A 15240-nucleotide genomic window follows, 5' to 3' on the forward strand; every position below is an offset into this window, starting at 1 on the left:
ATCCAGTGTCTTAACCGCTTGACGACTCCCCAACTTACTAAATCATATGAAACAGCGGATGAATATCTAACCCTTCCACACAATAAGCTTCATATGATTGAGAAACCTGTTGGTAAATTGTATTTGCTTCTTGATGAGATTCACTTGCTATAAACAAACAAGCCCCAGAACCGGTCATTAATGCATGACCATATTGGGATAACTCAACATAAGCCTTCCAAACTTCAGGATATTCCTGAAATACAACCGCCTGCATATCATTTTGAAACGGCTGTAACGATTGGAAAGTCGGCATTATGCTGGGTTTGGAATCCCGTGTCAAGCCTTCATGTGCAAAAATTTTAACTGTTGCCACATGGACGGGGGGCTTAACGATAACATACCATTGTTTAGGGACATCTATTTCAGCCAGCTTCTCACCCACACCTTTGGCAAAAGCACTTCTGCCAAAAATAAAAAAAGGAACATCTGCACCAAGACTTACGCCTAAATCAATCAGTTGCTGCCTACTCAAACCGCATTGCCACCATTGGTTTAAAACCATTAAAACCGTGGCTGCATCAGAGCTTCCGCCGCCCAATCCGCCTCCGGTTGGAATCACTTTATCCAACCAGATTTCGACACCGTGCGCTACGCTTGCATATGGCAGTAATAATTTAGCCGCCCGATAAGTTAAGTCTTGCTCAGGTTCAAGCCCTTCGACCGGCGTATGCAGAATAATCTGCCCATCAGTACGGATTTTCAGATGAACGGTATCATATAAGCCGATCAAACAGAAAATACTTTCCAAATTATGATAACCATCGCTCCTGCGGCCGGTAATCCTCAAATCCAAATTTAATTTAGCCGGCGCAGGAAAGGCTTGGATTTCCTCTGAAACAGACATGGCATCCTCTATTTGCGTGCTGCGCATCGGGTTTGTCCATTCTTATCCAAAGAGTGGTTTACCGTGTCAAACACCAAGCGGATATTAAACTTGGCATTTTCAAGTTGAAGCGTTTTGGGCTGTCCTGAACTATTTAAAGTGCGCGATATCGTCCAGTCAAACTGCTCCAGACGTCCATCAGGCAGGATTTTGTATGGCGCATTGGCAACGCGTTTACCATCTGCCCAAATATGCAAATATTGTACCGGCAAAGCAAAGCCCAAAAGCTGTCTGCTCAATTCCTCAGCAGTTTCCGCCTGATAAACCTTACCCTTACTGTCTACCGCCAATACACCTTCACTGTCTTGACACAGCTGGCCTACGGTATTGCCCAATGGGGTATTCACATCAATGGTTTGAACCGCGTTCTGATAAGTCCAATCGAAATTGGCATAAGAGCCTTTTCCTTCCACTTTGACAGCCAAACGACCGTCTGCGCTAAAATCCTGCACCTGCTCTGCTGCTTGCCAACTGTTTTGCTGAGGTAAGTTTGGCTGCGCACAGGCAGCTAAAAGCAATAAGGCTGCAACCGATGATAATCGTTTTAAATTCATGGATATTCCTTCATAGACCGTCTGAAATCAAACGCTTTCAGACGGCCTTTGGGTTTTATTTGTGTTTTTGAGTATGCGGTTTGCTGGGCGTTATACCGAATTTGGACATTGTCTCTTTTAATACTCGGAGATTGCTTCCACGTTTCAAGCCGTCATTCCAGATTTCTTTGGCCTTGTCTTGGTCTCCAAGCGTCCATAGGACTTCGCCCAAATGTGCGGCGACTTCGGCTTCAGGTTCTTTTCCATAGGCATATTGGATATACGGCAAAGCCATTTGGGCATCGCTTTTAAGATAATATGCCCAGCCTACACTATCATTAATGGCTGCGCTTTCCGGATCCATTTGATAGGCCATCTGAACCATTTTGAAAGCCTCGTCCAAATCCTTGCCGTTGGACAGCAAGGTATAGCCCAAAGCATTCCAACCATGCGGATTGTCCGGATACAACTCAACAACTCGGCGCAAATCGGCAATCGCCTTGCCTGGCTGATTCAGCTTCTCATACACCATCGAACGCTGATACAGCACATTGGCAAGCAGCTCCGGAGAAGCTTGGGTTTTCAAGGATTTTTCGGTGGAATTTACCAAGCTGTTCAAAGCGTTCAACGATTCTTGAAGATTGGTATTTTTAGACAATACGAACAAAGCCGTACTCAACAAATCCTTAACTTCAAAATAACGTCCTCTTTGCTCGGGCATTTTTTGTGCGCGTTGTACCAAAGCCCAAGCCTCTTTATGGTTGCCCTGTTTGGCTTCGATAGAAGCAGCCAAAATGGTTTTATCAAACGTATAAGCCGTAGCCGTTACCTTATCCAGCCATTGTTTGGCTTTGGCCAATTCTTCTACATCATTATATGAAACCGCACCAATCAACGCTGCACGGCTGCGCTGCTCTTCCGTGCCAGCTTTATAAGCCTTTTCCAGATAGCTGTTTACCGCAGAAATATTTTCTGTCTTGCTCGCTGACAATAAGGCAGCCTGAATATACAAATCAGGGTTGGGATTTTCTTCCAATAAAGTCTGCAAACGCTTAAAGGCCTTATCATTTTGACCATGGGCGATCAAATTGGCGATGTCCAATTCCTGCCAAATCGGAGATAAGGTTTTGGTGTCTGTCTCTTTGAAGAAGCCGTCCAAAATATCAGGATGCCGTTGCGCCATCAGCCGCAACGTCACAAAAGTCGGCGGCAAAATTTCGTTGTCCAACTTGGCCAATCGCTGCAATGCCGCAATGGCGTGTTTCTTTTGACCGTCTTTTGCACTAAAAATTGCATCCGCAATCGCCGCTTCTGGAAAGTCTTTATAATTCAAGGCCGTTTTATGCACCTGTTTAACCGCATCGCTGGTCAGATTCGGCTGTTGTGCTGCGGTTTGTGCTAAAAGCAGGAACACGCGCTTTTGCTCATCTTCACTACCGCCGGCAATTACCTTGTCCAATCCGCTCAAATTCTTATCGGCTTTACCCAGCAGCAAATTGCGCAACCAAGTCATACGCTTTTGTGTTTCACCAGGCTCCGGCTCGATTTCGCGCCATTTTTGGTAAATGGCTTCAGCCTGTTCAAATGCGTTTAACGAAACCGCCATCTCCAAAGCGCGTTCGGCCACTTCGGGAGATTTGGTGCGATGCAACGTTAAAATATAAGTAAACAACGCAGAAGCTGCATCACCCTTTTGCAGGGCCAGTTCTGAATTTAACAAAGTGAAAACCTGAGATGTACGGTTTTGTATACCCAACAGACGTATCCGCTCCTGCTCGCGCTCTTCGGGAGAAAAACGGTCGGTACGGCTTTTCTTTTTAATAATCTTAGCCGATTCAAAAACTGCATTTGAATCGCCGGGCGCGGCAAAAGTTTGTGTAACAAACAACATCATGACAGCCGCAGCTGCCACTCGAATACGGGATGGGGAAAACAACATAACTATCCTTTTTGAGAACCTGCCGACATTTTCAGACGGCCTAAGCACTTGCAGAACAGACGCAAAGCTTTATTTATCATTCAGGCATAACTGTAACACACGCACCCTATTTTGTTGACACGGTAACCGTAAACCTTGTGTAATCCTCATCTGCATAAAACGATCAGCGCCAAAAATGAATACCGACCACCTTATCCATTTCCTAACTCAAGCTTCACGCTTCAGCAGCCGTATGCAAGCAGAGCGCAATCAATTAGTTACCACTAAAACGGTCAAAGAAGCAGCCGTTTTGGTCGGCATCGCCTTGCATGAAGGAGCGTGGCAAATTTTACTGACCAAAAGGGCCGAGACCTTAAGGCAACACACCGGACAAATCGCCTTTGCCGGCGGCCGCAAAGATGCCCAAGACGACAGCCTAACGGCAACGGCGTTAAGAGAAGCTTACGAAGAAACCGCCATTCCGATTGCCGCATGGCAGACTTTTGCGCCGCTACCCTTTTATGACACACCTTCCGGCTACCGTGTTACGCCTGTTCCGGCAATTTGCACCCAGCCCGTCAACCCCAAAGCAAATCCCGATGAAGTAGCAGAAATTTTTTATCTGCCTTTGGACTTCACCTTAAACCTGCAAAACTACTCATACCGTCATCTTCATCACAACAATCAAACCCTCGCCCTCCCCGCCCTGCCTTTCCGACACTACGACATCTGGGGGCTGACAGCAATCATCCTATATGGACTGGCAGAACGTTATCAGCAATATTGCCAAGCTTTTAAATAAGGCAAGGCCGTCTGAAAACCAATATTCAGACGGCCTTGTTTGATCAATCCTCTTTATGCAGCTTCTTCATAGCATTCGACAAATTCTCCAAACCATTTCATCTCATCGCGCAGGGCAACCACTTCGCCAATTACCATTAAAGCCGGACGTTCTGCTTCGGCAGCCAACAAGCCCAAATCTTTCAGACGGCCTGTCCGCACGGTTTGATGCGGTAAAGTCCCATTGGAAATCACGGCAACAGGTGTAGAAGGCTGCCTGCCATAAGCCATCAGCTTTTCCGCAATCTCAGCCGCTTTAAGCGTGCCCATATAGATTACCAACGTTTGGCGGCTTAAAGCCAAAGTCTGCCAATCGGGCTGACTGCCCTCGTGTTTGCTGTGGCCGGTTACAAATAAAGCACCTTGGGCACAATCGCGATGGGTTAACGGAATACCGGCATAAGCAGTAGCTCCAAGCGCGGCAGTAATACCCGGCACAATGCGGTAGGCAATCCCGGCCTGATGCAGGGTTTGCACTTCCTCCCCGCCGCGACCGAACACAAAAGGATCGCCGCCTTTCAACCTTACCACACGCTCGCCTTTTTGAGCGTGTTCAACCAATAGACGGTTGGTTTCTTCCTGCTGAACATGGTGCGCACCAGCACGTTTACCCACGCTGATTTTCACCGCATCTTTACGCACCATCGCCAAAATCTCATCCGACACCAAAGCATCGTAAAACACGGTATCCGCAGCCTGTATCGCCTGCAAAGCATGTATGGTCAGCAAGCCCGGATCTCCCGGCCCTGCGCCCACCAAAACCACTTCGCCGCCAAACGGCGTTTCCCGGTTTAACTGCGTGATCAATTCACGTTCTGCCGCCTCGATATTGTTTTGAGCCGCAAAAATACTGAAACGGCTGTCGAACAACTTTTCCCAAAAATAACGGCGTCGTTCGACATGATGAATAGTCTGTTTAACCTTTTCGCGCCATTTACCGGCAATACGCGCCATCGTGCCCGTATGCAGCGGAATCAATGTTTCAATAATCTGCCGCCATTTACGCGCCAATACAGGCGCAGTACCGCCGCTGGATATGGCTATCTTCAATGGCCCCCTATCCACCACGGCAGGCACGATAAACGAACACAAGTCCGCCGTATCCACCGTATTGCACAATTTCACCCGTCGTTCCGCCGCTTCAAAAACACGGCGGTTAAACATGCCATTATCCGTCGCCGCAATAACGAAATACACCTCGTCCAGCATGGCTTCTTCAAACAAGCCACCCAGCCAAACTATTTTCCCTTCAGCCGCCCATTGCTGAAACTGCGGATTCAAAGTTTCCGCAACAACACGCACGCGCGCTCCGGCAGACAACAGGCTTTCCGCCTTACGCTCGGCAACCTTACCCGCACCTGCCAGTAAAACAGGGCGGTTTTTCAAATCGGCAAACAACGGATAATGGCTCATAGTCGTGCTCTTACTTTATCAATGATTGTCCGCCGATATTAAAGGCCGTCTGAAAAAATAGGAAAGAATGGTTTCTGATTTTCTTATGGTGTTTGGTTATATACCTGCAAAAAACCGTCTTTTGAATAACAAAACATTCAGACAGCATTTTTAAATTTCAATCACAAACCGAATTATTTTAGATATTTGCTATCAAACGGGGAACTTATTTTCCGCTCTGCCTACTAAAAAGTCTTAACAATTATTCATATCAACAACTTAAGTGATATTGATTTATTAAGGTAATTTCAAAATATAATATTTAGAAGCGAATATACAGCATGACAACTGAAGCAAAAACAGCCCCTTTACCGACTATTCTCTTTAACAAGGTAGCCTATACCAACGGCGATGATGTTATTCTGAACATCTCCAATGCGACAGACAAAATCACCTCTGTCACCGTCAGCCATTTGGGTACGGAAATCCAAAAATTGGATCATCTGAACTCAACCTCCGTCAAACTCTCTTCCGATATTTTTTCACCCAATTCAGGCTACGTCGTCAAAGTAGAAACCGTTGACAACACCGGCAACCACACCAGCAAAACACTGGGATTGTCTGTCGAAGACGACTGGACTATTTTTCCCCGCTATGGCGTAGTGGCAGGATCTAACGATAATTCGGCAGAACGAAACAACGCCATGACCAATGACCAGCTCGAAGGCTATCAAAACAATATCGATCAGCTGGCACAAATGCACATCAACAATTATTTCTTCTATGATGTGTACGACACAACCTCCAATCCATTTCCAAATGTCAACAGCTTCAAGCAAGAATGGGCGACTTGGGCTGTCGACAACGGCCAACCCAACCCTCCCCAAATCGATACCCTGCTGATTAAAAACCTCGTGAACAAAATTCACGAAAAAGGCGGCAGTGCCATGCTCTACAATATGCTTAACGCCGCCTCCAATGACGAACTCGATAATCCGGCCATCAAAGAAATTTTAAATAATGTCAAACTCTACAATGCCCAAGAGCATTCCAACTTCGGCAAAGCCGGTGCAGAGACCAAAACATCCGTACAACAATTCGTCGATCCTGCCGACAAAAGCTGGCAAAACTATATCGTCAACACCATGATCAAAGCCCTGAAAACAGGCGGCTTTGACGGCTGGCAGGCCGATACCATGGGTGATAACCTCGTTTACAAAATACAAAATGGCCAAAAGACTGAAAACTTCAGAATGTCTGACGGTTATGACGATTTGTCAGCCGCGGCTGCGGAAAAGTTACACGATTACGGTCAAACTTATATGATCAACGACATCAGCACAGGCAGGGCCGATGTCTTATCCACCACCGGCATGGATGTTCCTTACTCAGAAATCTGGCCGCGCGATTTTAAAGATACAGCCGGAAATACCCATTATGAAAACCACAACTATGCCGAGCTTAAACGCTTGGTAGGCCGTCTGTACGATTACAATCACGTTTCCCCGATTATTGCCGCCTATACTCGAAAAGGTACCCACCCGGAAGATAATTCTTCCGAACTCAATCCGGACAACGAATTGCTGGTCGATGCCGTTATCGCAGCGAGTGGCGGCTACCACATGACTGTTGCCGCATTAAACAACCTCCCGGATAAAAACGCACATGGTTTTGGTATTTTGCAAGATCCATACTATCCCGCTCAGACGCTCAAAACCAACGAAACCCTGGCCAAATCAGAATTCAACTATCAACAATTCATTACCGCCTATGAGGAGCTGCTTCGCGGCGAAGGCTTGGTTGAACTCAAAGACAGTCATGCCTCCATCGTAGCATCCGACGGCTATGACATGACTTCCACTTCAGGCGAAGGAGGCAAAGTTTATACATGGACCAAGGCCACCGCAGACGGCGGCCGAGTTGTCCAATTAATCAATCTCGCAGGCCTCGACAAAGACACCAATTGGAACAGCTCCAACCACCACACGCTGAAACTCGACAACCCTAAAGTCAGAATCCCGTTTGATATGGAAATCAGCGCAGAACAGGCCGAGCAAGCCATCGTACAACTGGCTTCCCCCGACTCAGACGATATATCCATGCACACATTGGAATCTTCCGTCATCTATGAAAACGGCAAACCGGTGGCACTGGAAGTCACCGTCCCGAGCCTGGATGTCTGGGATATGCTTTATGTCAGCAATTTAGGGCAGGCAAGCGTCAGCCAAACCTTTGCCGACGGCAAAACCACATTCAACGGCACCCACGCCGACGACCATATCAAAGGTACTGAAAGCGAAGACATCATCTACGGCAACCGGGGTAATGATGAGATTCACGGCGGCAGCGGCAATGACAAATTGTCCGGCGGCACCGGCGACGATGTCATCAACGGCGATGCCGGCAGCGATATTCTCTACGGAGGCGGTGGCAATGACCATCTGAACGGCGGATTAGACAACGACACGCTGTATGGCGGCTCCGGTAACGATACTATGTTGGGCGAAGCAGGCAACGACATCCTTCACGGCGGCGCAGGCAACGACACACTGTTTGGTGGCTTAGGGGACGATATATTGCACGGCGAAGCCGGTAACGATACCTACGTATTCAATCGCGGCGAAGGCCATGACACCATTTTCGACCATCACAGCACAAACGCCATCCAATTCGGCGCTGGCATTTCCCTCTCGGATCTGTCGCTCGAAACGGTCAACGAAAAAGACGGCACGACTTGGAACATCACCATTCGTGGCGAAAACAATCACAACGACCTCATCACCATCGACCACCAATATGCCGACATCCATACCGACGTCCAAGGTCAAAAAATCCCCTCAGTCAGCGAATTCCGCTTTGACGAAGGTACGTTCAACATTGACCAGTTAATGCATATTTTAGGTTAACCATTAAAATATCGAGCATCCCAAAGCCGGACTTTCAAAAAGAGTCCGGCTTTTCTTGCCTGCAACGCCACTTCCATTTTTCAGACGGCCTTTGCCTGCGTATAATATCGTTTTGTCTACAATTTGAAATCCTAACCAATGACCGAATCCATCCGCCTGCCCGCTTCCACACTCAAGCCCTCCACCGTTGCCCTGCCCGGTTCCAAAAGCATCAGCAACCGCACGCTGCTCTTGGCAGCACTCTCCGACAACGTTTGCGAAATCCATTCTTTGCTCAAATCCGACGATACCGACCGAATGCTTGAAGCACTCGACAAACTCGGCGTGCAAATTGAATCTTTACCTGAAGGCCGTCTGAAAGTTCATGGTGCCGGCGGCCGCTTTCCCAACCAATCCTCCGATTTGTTTTTAGGCAATGCCGGTACGGCATTCCGCCCCTTGACTGCCGCACTTGCCGTTTTGGGCGGCGACTATCATCTGCATGGCGTACCGCGTATGCACGAACGCCCTATCGGCGATTTGGTCGACGCGTTGCGTATTGCCGGAGCGGACGTACAATATCTGGGCAATGAAAACTATCCGCCTCTTCAGATCGGCAAACGCCAAGACAACGGCGAGCGCGTTATTCCGATTAAAGGCAATGTTTCCAGCCAATTCCTGACCGCCCTGCTGATGGCTTTGCCCTTGACGGGACAAGCATTTGAAATCCACATGGTAGGCGAGTTGATTTCCAAACCTTATATCGACATCACGCTCAAGCTGATGGCGCAGTTCGGTGTGGACATCATCAATGAAGACTACCGTGTATTTAAAATCCCGGCCGGTGCCAAATATCATGCGCCCGAACATTTATATGTAGAAGGCGATGCCTCCAGCGCGTCTTATTTCTTGGGCGCAGGCCTGATTGCCGGTACACCCATCCGCGTAACCGGCATCGGCGCACACAGTATTCAAGGCGACGTTGCCTTTGCGCGTGAATTGGAAAAAATCGGCGCAGATGTCATTTGGGGCGAAAATTTTGTAGAAATTTCCCGTCCTGCCGAGCGCAAGATTCAGGCTTTTGATTTAGATGCCAACCATATTCCTGATGCGGCCATGACCTTGGCCATTGTTGCGCTGGCCACCAAACAACCCTGCACCCTGCGCAATATCGGCTCATGGCGCGTCAAAGAAACCGACCGTATCGCCGCCATGGCAACCGAACTGCGCAAACTGGGCGCAGACGTCATCGAAGAAGCCGAAGCCATCCATATTACGCCGCCCGAAACGCTTACCCCCGATGCCGTTATCGACACTTACGACGACCACCGCATGGCCATGTGTTTCTCGCTGGTTTCGCTTTTGGGCGTCCCCGTCATCATCAACGACCCGAAATGTACGCATAAAACTTTCCCCGACTATTTCCAAGTTTTTGCATCATTGACCAACTGATTGATTATTCAACATTTCAGACGGCCTGTTGCATACAAAAAACACAGGCCGTCTGAAAAATAAAAATAAAACTATACTTTTTCTTAATTTGTGCGATAATAGCTAAATAAATTCTTAGCGATTCATATTTCCTTTCGGAGAGAAAACATGTCAGACGAAAAAAGCAAAGCCTTAGCCGCAGCCCTTGCCCAAATCGAAAAAAACTTCGGCAAAGGCTCCATCATGAAAATGGACGGCAGCCAACAGGAAGAAAACCTTGATGTTATTTCCACCGGCTCCCTCGGCGTGGACTTAGCACTCGGCGTCGGCGGCCTGCCCCGCGGCCGCGTGGTTGAAATTTTCGGCCCGGAATCCTCCGGTAAAACTACACTCTGTCTCGAAGCCATTGCCCAATGCCAAAAAAATGGCGGCATCTGCGCATTCATCGATGCCGAGCATGCTTTTGACCCGATTTACGCCCGCAAACTCGGCGTAAAAGTTGAAGAACTCTATCTCTCCCAACCGGATACCGGCGAACAGGCATTGGAAATCTGTGATACCTTGGTACGCTCCGGCGGTATCGATATGGTCGTTGTCGACTCCGTAGCCGCACTTGTGCCTAAAGCCGAGATCGAAGGCGAAATGGGCGACAGCCACGTCGGCCTGCAAGCCCGCCTGATGAGCCAAGCCCTGCGCAAACTGACCGGCCACATCAAACGCACCAATACATTGGTTGTTTTCATTAACCAAATCCGTATGAAAATCGGCGTGATGTTCGGCAGCCCTGAAACCACAACCGGCGGTAACGCGCTCAAATTCTATGCCTCTGTCCGCCTCGACATCCGCCGTACCGGTCAGATTAAAAAAGGCGATGACGTGATTGGTAACGAAACCAAAGTCAAAGTCATCAAAAACAAAGTTGCCCCTCCGTTCCGTCAAGCCGAATTCGATATTCTTTACGGCGAAGGCATTAGCTGGGAAGGTGAATTGATCGACTTGGGCGTCAAACATGACATCGTTGAAAAATCCGGCGCATGGTACAGCTACAACGGCGCAAAAATCGGCCAAGGTAAAGACAATGTACGCGTTTGGCTGAAAGAAAACCCTGATATCGCCAACGAAATCGATGCCAAAATCCGTGCGGCAGTCGGTATCAATGTCGATATTACCGAAGGCAAATTGGACGACACCGACGGCGAACGTCCTGAGGAATAAGTCTGTCTGAAATTAAAGGTTAAAGACCAAATAAAAGGCCGTCTGAAATCCGACCATTAATCGGATTTCAGACGGCCTTTTATTCAATACTGCTTAAAGCCCCAATGCCTGAGCATGAAACTCAATATGCGAATCGATAAAGCTGGCAATAAAGAAATAGTCATGCCCATAGCCCGGGCGTACTTTATATTGGATATTGAAACCTTTTTCGCGTGCTGAGCGGACAAACCCTTCCAGTTGCAGGACTTCAGGATACAAAGCATCTTCACTGCCGACATCAATCAAAACAGGCAATTTATGCGAGGCCGTCTGAAGCAGCTCTGTACTGTCATAGCGTTTCCACGTTTCCACGTTTTGGCCCAAATAAGCCGAAAACGCCTGCCTGCCGCCTTCCGTATCGATAGGATGACATAAAGGCGCAAAGGCTGAAACCGCAGCATATCGGCCGGGATGCTTCAAAGCCAACTGCAGCGCACCATGCCCGCCCATGCTGAAACCTGCAATGCTGCGCTCTTGCGTTACCGGAAAATGATGCTCGATCAAATCAGGCAATTCTTGGCTGATATAGCTTTCCATTTGGTAATGCTGCGCCCAAGGTGCTTCAGTTGCATTGACATAAAATCCGGCGCCCTGTCCAAGATAATGTTCCTCACTGTCGGCAACATGCCGACCGCGTGGCGAGGTATCCGGGAAAACCACGATAATATTCCATTGCGCCGCAAAACGTTGGATCCCGCTTTGTTGAACCAATTCAGAACCATCACTATTTAAGCCGGAAAGAAAATATAAAACAGGCGCGGGATAGCCTTTTAAGACTTGTGGCGGCAGATAGACATCAAATACCATATCCGTCCGGCAGGTTTGAGAAAAATGGCGGTACCGTTCCTGATACCCGTTAAACATCTTTCTGCGTTCCAGCAAATGCAATTCTGAATTTTTCATTTTATTCCTTGTAAGGAAACAACAATGAGCAGAATGTTAGCGCAAAACCTGCTCATCGTGTTGTTGCCCCATCTTTTTAAGGCAACCCAATCTGCTTTAAACAAGGCTTGCCAATCATGCGAAATCATTACGCCGACAGCATTTAAAATCTATACACAATCTCTGTGGATAAATCTGTTGATAAGCTTTGGGTAATCGTAAAATTTTCTTTAGGAACAAACCAAGTCTTAAATTGACTAAAATTTAATCAAATAAAATATAATAAAATCAAGTGGTTATATTTATAAGATTTTACTATAATCATACAGTGAAAATTTATAGGTAAAACAAGGTTATGCGGCTTTGTGCATAAATTAGGGTTGACATCCCTAAAAATCACCCCGAATCAAAAGCTGCGTAAAACAACGGCCGATTTCATCAGATGCCATTCAAAAGACACGCGGCCATACATTTTGCGTTACAATACGCACTTATTTTTAAGAAAGAAAAATACGCCATGAAAGCCTCCCAGTTCTTCATTTCTACCCTTAAAGAAGCCCCTGCCGAAGCCGCACTTGCCAGCCACAAGCTGATGATTCGTGCCGGCTTGATCAAAGCCAACGCATCCGGTCTTTATACTTGGATGCCGATGGGTCTGCGCGTATTGCGCAAAGTTGAAAATATCGTGCGTGAAGAAATGGCCCGCGCAGGTAGCGTGGAGCTGCTGATGCCGGTGGTACAACCTGCCGAGCTGTGGCAGGAATCCGGCCGCTGGGAGTTTTACGGTAAAGAACTGCTGCGCCTGAAAGACCGTCATGACCGTGATTTCTGTATGGGTCCGACTTGTGAAGAAGTGATTGCCGACATCGTGCGCAAAGAAGTCAACAGCTACAAACAACTGCCGAAAAACTTTTATCACATCCAAACCAAATTCCGCGATGAAGTGCGTCCGCGCTTCGGTGTGATGCGCGCGCGCGAGTTCGTCATGAAAGACGCTTATTCCTTCCATGCCGACTATGCCTCGCTTCAGACGACCTATCAGGATATGTACGACGCTTACTGCCGTATCTTTACCCGTCTGGGCTTGGAATTCCGCCCCGTAGCCGCAGACACCGGCAGCATCGGTGGTACCGGCTCTCACGAATTCCAAGTATTGGCTGAAAGCGGCGAAGACGTTATCGCATACAGCGATACTTCCGATTACGCCGCCAATATCGAATTGGCACCCACCTTGCCGCTCAAAGGCGAACGCGCCGCTGCTCAGGCCGAGTTGACCAAAGTACATACACCAAATGTCAAAACCATTGAGTCTTTGGTTGAATTCCTCAATATTCCGGTTGAACAAACCCTCAAATCCATCGTGGTTGAAGGCGAAAACGAAGGCGAACTCGTCCTGCTGCTGTTGCGTGGCGACCATGAGTTTAACGACATCAAGGCGGAAAAACTGGCCGGCGTGAAATCGCCACTGACCATGGCAAGCCCTGCCGCGATTATTGAACAGTTCGGCGCCAACGGCGGCTCTCTCGGCCCTGTCAACTTCAAAGGCAAAGTCTATGCCGATTTCGCCACCGAAAAAGGCGCAGACTGGGTTATCGGCGCAAACGAAGACGACTACCACTATACCGGCTTCAACTTCGGCCGAGATGCTGCCGAGCCTGAATTTGTCGATTTACGCAATGTCATCGAAGGCGACATTAGCCCTGACGAACAAGGCCGTCTGAAACTGGCGCGCGGTATTGAAGTCGGCCACGTTTTCCAATTGCGCGACAAATATACCCAAGCCATGAATGTCAGCTTCTTGGACAATAACGGCAAATCCCAAATCATGGAAATGGGCTGCTACGGTATCGGTATTACCCGCGTTGTGGCCGCCGCCATCGAACAAAACAACGACGAAAAAGGCATTGTTTGGACCAAAGCAATGGCGCCGTTTGAAGTCGTTATCGTGCCGATGAACTACAAAAAATCAGACGCCGTGCGCGAAGCCGCCGACAAAATCTACGCCGAGCTTTTGGCTGCTGGTGCGGATGTTTTGTTGGATGACCGCGACGAACGTGCAGGCGTATTGCTGAATGACTCCGAGCTGTTGGGTATTCCTCACCGCATCGTGATCGGCGATCGCGCATTGAAAGAAGGCAATGTCGAATATGCCGAGCGCCGTAACAATCAGGCTCAAGCCGTTGCAGTATCAGAAGTTGTCGCCAAGGTTTTGGCCGCATTGAACGCTTAAATTTTTTTCAATAATGAAAAGGCCGTCTGAAACTGATTATTTCGTTTCAGACGGCCTTTTTCTGTTTTAATAAATAATGTTTTTTCCGTAGCTCTCTAATATTTCTTTGATTTTCAGAATGGTTTCTTTGGGCGGCGGATGTACGCCTTTTAATTTGTATTCGTCGCCGCACAAAGCCCATTTGTGTGCGCCCAATTCGTGATACGGCAAGAGCTCGACCATTTCGACATTATCCATATCACCGATAAACTCGCCCAATAAATGCGCTGACCGCTCATCATCGGTATAACCGGGAACAACCACATAACGCACACGCGTCGGCTGATTGCGTTCAGCAAGATAGCGCGCGAATTTCAGCGTTTTGGTATTTGGAATACCGACAAGCACTTTATGAATTTCAGGATCGATTTGTTTTAAGTCGAGCATGACCAAATTGGTATGATCGAGCAAATCATCCAAAATCGAATCATAGTGCAAAGCATAGCCATTGCTGTCTAGACAGGTATGGATATCGTGTTCCCGACAGGCCGTAAACCAATCGCATACAAACTCATATTGCAATAACGGCTCGCCGCCGGTTGCCGTTACGCCTCCGCCTGTCGCACGCAAATAATGACGATAGGTCATGACCTGCTTCATCACAGTTGCCACATCCAATTCCTGCGCCTGCTCAGTATGAAGATCCCATGTGTCACGATTATGGCAATACAGGCAACGCATCAGGCAGCCTTGCAAAAAGAGCACGTAGCGCAAACCCGGACCATCGACAGCACCGCAAGATTCAATCGAATGAATAATGCCTTTACCGTTATAGTGACGGTGGCCAAGGTCTTTCAGTGCCGGCTCGGGGGTAATGGCAAAAGTCGTGGACATAGTGTTCGGCTCAAAAATGTTTTTGCTTATATGGATTGTACGATAATAAAGGCCGTCTGAACATTTCAGACGGCCTC

At 48.1% G+C, this 15240-nt stretch carries 12 protein-coding genes; 6 read left to right on the forward strand and 6 right to left on the reverse strand.

The genetic code is table 11. The features are described from left to right. Positions 1 to 37: 37 nt before the first annotated feature. From ispE to HMPREF2952_RS10215, 3 genes are read right to left on the reverse strand one after another with little or no spacing between them, the layout of a single operon-like run. Positions 38 to 886, reverse strand: a complete 849-nt coding sequence (gene ispE / locus HMPREF2952_RS10205) for a 4-(cytidine 5'-diphospho)-2-C-methyl-D-erythritol kinase (protein ID WP_039862210.1) — start codon at positions 884 to 886, stop codon at positions 38 to 40. A gap of 8 nt (positions 887 to 894) precedes the next feature. After that, a complete protein-coding gene (gene lolB, locus HMPREF2952_RS10210) occupies positions 895 to 1479 on the reverse strand; it encodes a lipoprotein insertase outer membrane protein LolB (RefSeq protein ID WP_004519905.1) in 585 nt (194 codons plus the stop codon). Between the two features lie 55 nt (positions 1480 to 1534). Next, positions 1535 to 3397, reverse strand: a complete 1863-nt coding sequence (locus HMPREF2952_RS10215) for a tetratricopeptide repeat protein (protein ID WP_004519906.1) — start codon at positions 3395 to 3397, stop codon at positions 1535 to 1537. A 175-nt stretch (positions 3398 to 3572) separates the two neighbouring features. On the opposite strand from HMPREF2952_RS10215, the gene HMPREF2952_RS10220 reads away from it, so the two are divergent. Beyond that, entirely contained in the window at positions 3573 to 4178 is a 606-nt protein-coding gene (locus HMPREF2952_RS10220) for a CoA pyrophosphatase (protein WP_049336772.1), read from the forward strand. Positions 4179 to 4231: 53 nt separating this feature from the next. Here HMPREF2952_RS10220 and cysG read toward each other — a convergent pair whose 3' ends face one another. Then, positions 4232 to 5629, reverse strand: coding sequence for a siroheme synthase CysG (gene cysG / locus HMPREF2952_RS10225; protein ID WP_004519908.1), 1398 nt, complete (start codon positions 5627 to 5629; stop codon positions 4232 to 4234). A gap of 320 nt (positions 5630 to 5949) precedes the next feature. Here cysG and HMPREF2952_RS10230 point away from each other — a divergent pair, with 320 nt between their 5' ends. The 3 genes from HMPREF2952_RS10230 to recA all read left to right on the forward strand — a co-directional run bounded on the left by HMPREF2952_RS10230 (position 5950) and on the right by recA (position 11139). Beyond that, positions 5950 to 8514: a glycoside hydrolase family 66 protein gene (locus HMPREF2952_RS10230; protein ID WP_004519910.1), complete on the forward strand. Its 2565-nt coding sequence runs from the start codon at positions 5950 to 5952 to the stop codon at positions 8512 to 8514. Between the two features lie 138 nt (positions 8515 to 8652). Further along, positions 8653 to 9945: a 3-phosphoshikimate 1-carboxyvinyltransferase gene (gene aroA, locus HMPREF2952_RS10235; protein ID WP_039862183.1), complete on the forward strand. Its 1293-nt coding sequence runs from the start codon at positions 8653 to 8655 to the stop codon at positions 9943 to 9945. A gap of 147 nt (positions 9946 to 10092) precedes the next feature. After that, positions 10093 to 11139 carry a recombinase RecA gene (gene recA / locus HMPREF2952_RS10240; RefSeq protein ID WP_003680794.1) on the forward strand — a complete coding sequence of 349 codons (1047 nt, stop codon included), beginning with the start codon at positions 10093 to 10095 and terminating at the stop codon, positions 11137 to 11139. A gap of 93 nt (positions 11140 to 11232) precedes the next feature. Here the strand turns inward: recA and fghA are convergent, their stop codons facing one another. After that, positions 11233 to 12081, reverse strand: coding sequence for an S-formylglutathione hydrolase (gene fghA / locus HMPREF2952_RS10245; RefSeq protein WP_049336773.1), 849 nt, complete (start codon positions 12079 to 12081; stop codon positions 11233 to 11235). A 24-nt stretch (positions 12082 to 12105) separates the two neighbouring features. Between fghA and HMPREF2952_RS11360 the strand changes: the two genes are divergently transcribed. Then, a complete protein-coding gene (locus HMPREF2952_RS11360; RefSeq protein WP_004519914.1) occupies positions 12106 to 12276 on the forward strand; it encodes a hypothetical protein in 171 nt (56 codons plus the stop codon). Between the two features lie 301 nt (positions 12277 to 12577). Next, positions 12578 to 14290, forward strand: a complete 1713-nt coding sequence (locus tag HMPREF2952_RS10250; RefSeq protein WP_039862211.1) for a proline--tRNA ligase — start codon at positions 12578 to 12580, stop codon at positions 14288 to 14290. Positions 14291 to 14356: 66 nt separating this feature from the next. Here the strand turns inward: HMPREF2952_RS10250 and pflA are convergent, their stop codons facing one another. Then, on the reverse strand, positions 14357 to 15163 hold the full coding sequence (gene pflA / locus HMPREF2952_RS10255; RefSeq protein ID WP_049336825.1) for a pyruvate formate lyase 1-activating protein: 807 nt from the start codon (positions 15161 to 15163) through the stop codon (positions 14357 to 14359). Positions 15164 to 15240 lie beyond the last annotated feature (77 nt).

This window comes from Neisseria sp. HMSC068C12, from assembly GCF_001814095.1.
In the GTDB taxonomy this organism is placed as follows: domain Bacteria; phylum Pseudomonadota; class Gammaproteobacteria; order Burkholderiales; family Neisseriaceae; genus Neisseria; species Neisseria perflava.

Excerpts from the sequence above, each read along its gene's own strand:
- aroA (WP_039862183.1), top strand. The coding sequence starts at position 8,653 with ATGACCGAATCCATCCGCCTGCCCGCTTCCACACTCAAGCCCTCCACC.
- recA (WP_003680794.1), top strand. The coding sequence starts at position 10,093 with ATGTCAGACGAAAAAAGCAAAGCCTTAGCCGCAGCCCTTGCCCAAATC.
- ispE (WP_039862210.1), bottom strand. The coding sequence starts at position 886 with ATGTCTGTTTCAGAGGAAATCCAAGCCTTTCCTGCGCCGGCTAAATTA.
- HMPREF2952_RS11360 (WP_004519914.1), top strand. The coding sequence starts at position 12,106 with ATGAGCAGAATGTTAGCGCAAAACCTGCTCATCGTGTTGTTGCCCCAT.
- HMPREF2952_RS10250 (WP_039862211.1), top strand. The coding sequence starts at position 12,578 with ATGAAAGCCTCCCAGTTCTTCATTTCTACCCTTAAAGAAGCCCCTGCC.
- fghA (WP_049336773.1), bottom strand. The coding sequence starts at position 12,081 with ATGAAAAATTCAGAATTGCATTTGCTGGAACGCAGAAAGATGTTTAAC.
- HMPREF2952_RS10220 (WP_049336772.1), top strand. The coding sequence starts at position 3,573 with ATGAATACCGACCACCTTATCCATTTCCTAACTCAAGCTTCACGCTTC.
- HMPREF2952_RS10215 (WP_004519906.1), bottom strand. The coding sequence starts at position 3,397 with ATGTTGTTTTCCCCATCCCGTATTCGAGTGGCAGCTGCGGCTGTCATG.
- lolB (WP_004519905.1), bottom strand. The coding sequence starts at position 1,479 with ATGAATTTAAAACGATTATCATCGGTTGCAGCCTTATTGCTTTTAGCT.
- cysG (WP_004519908.1), bottom strand. The coding sequence starts at position 5,629 with ATGAGCCATTATCCGTTGTTTGCCGATTTGAAAAACCGCCCTGTTTTA.
- pflA (WP_049336825.1), bottom strand. The coding sequence starts at position 15,163 with ATGTCCACGACTTTTGCCATTACCCCCGAGCCGGCACTGAAAGACCTT.
- HMPREF2952_RS10230 (WP_004519910.1), top strand. The coding sequence starts at position 5,950 with ATGACAACTGAAGCAAAAACAGCCCCTTTACCGACTATTCTCTTTAAC.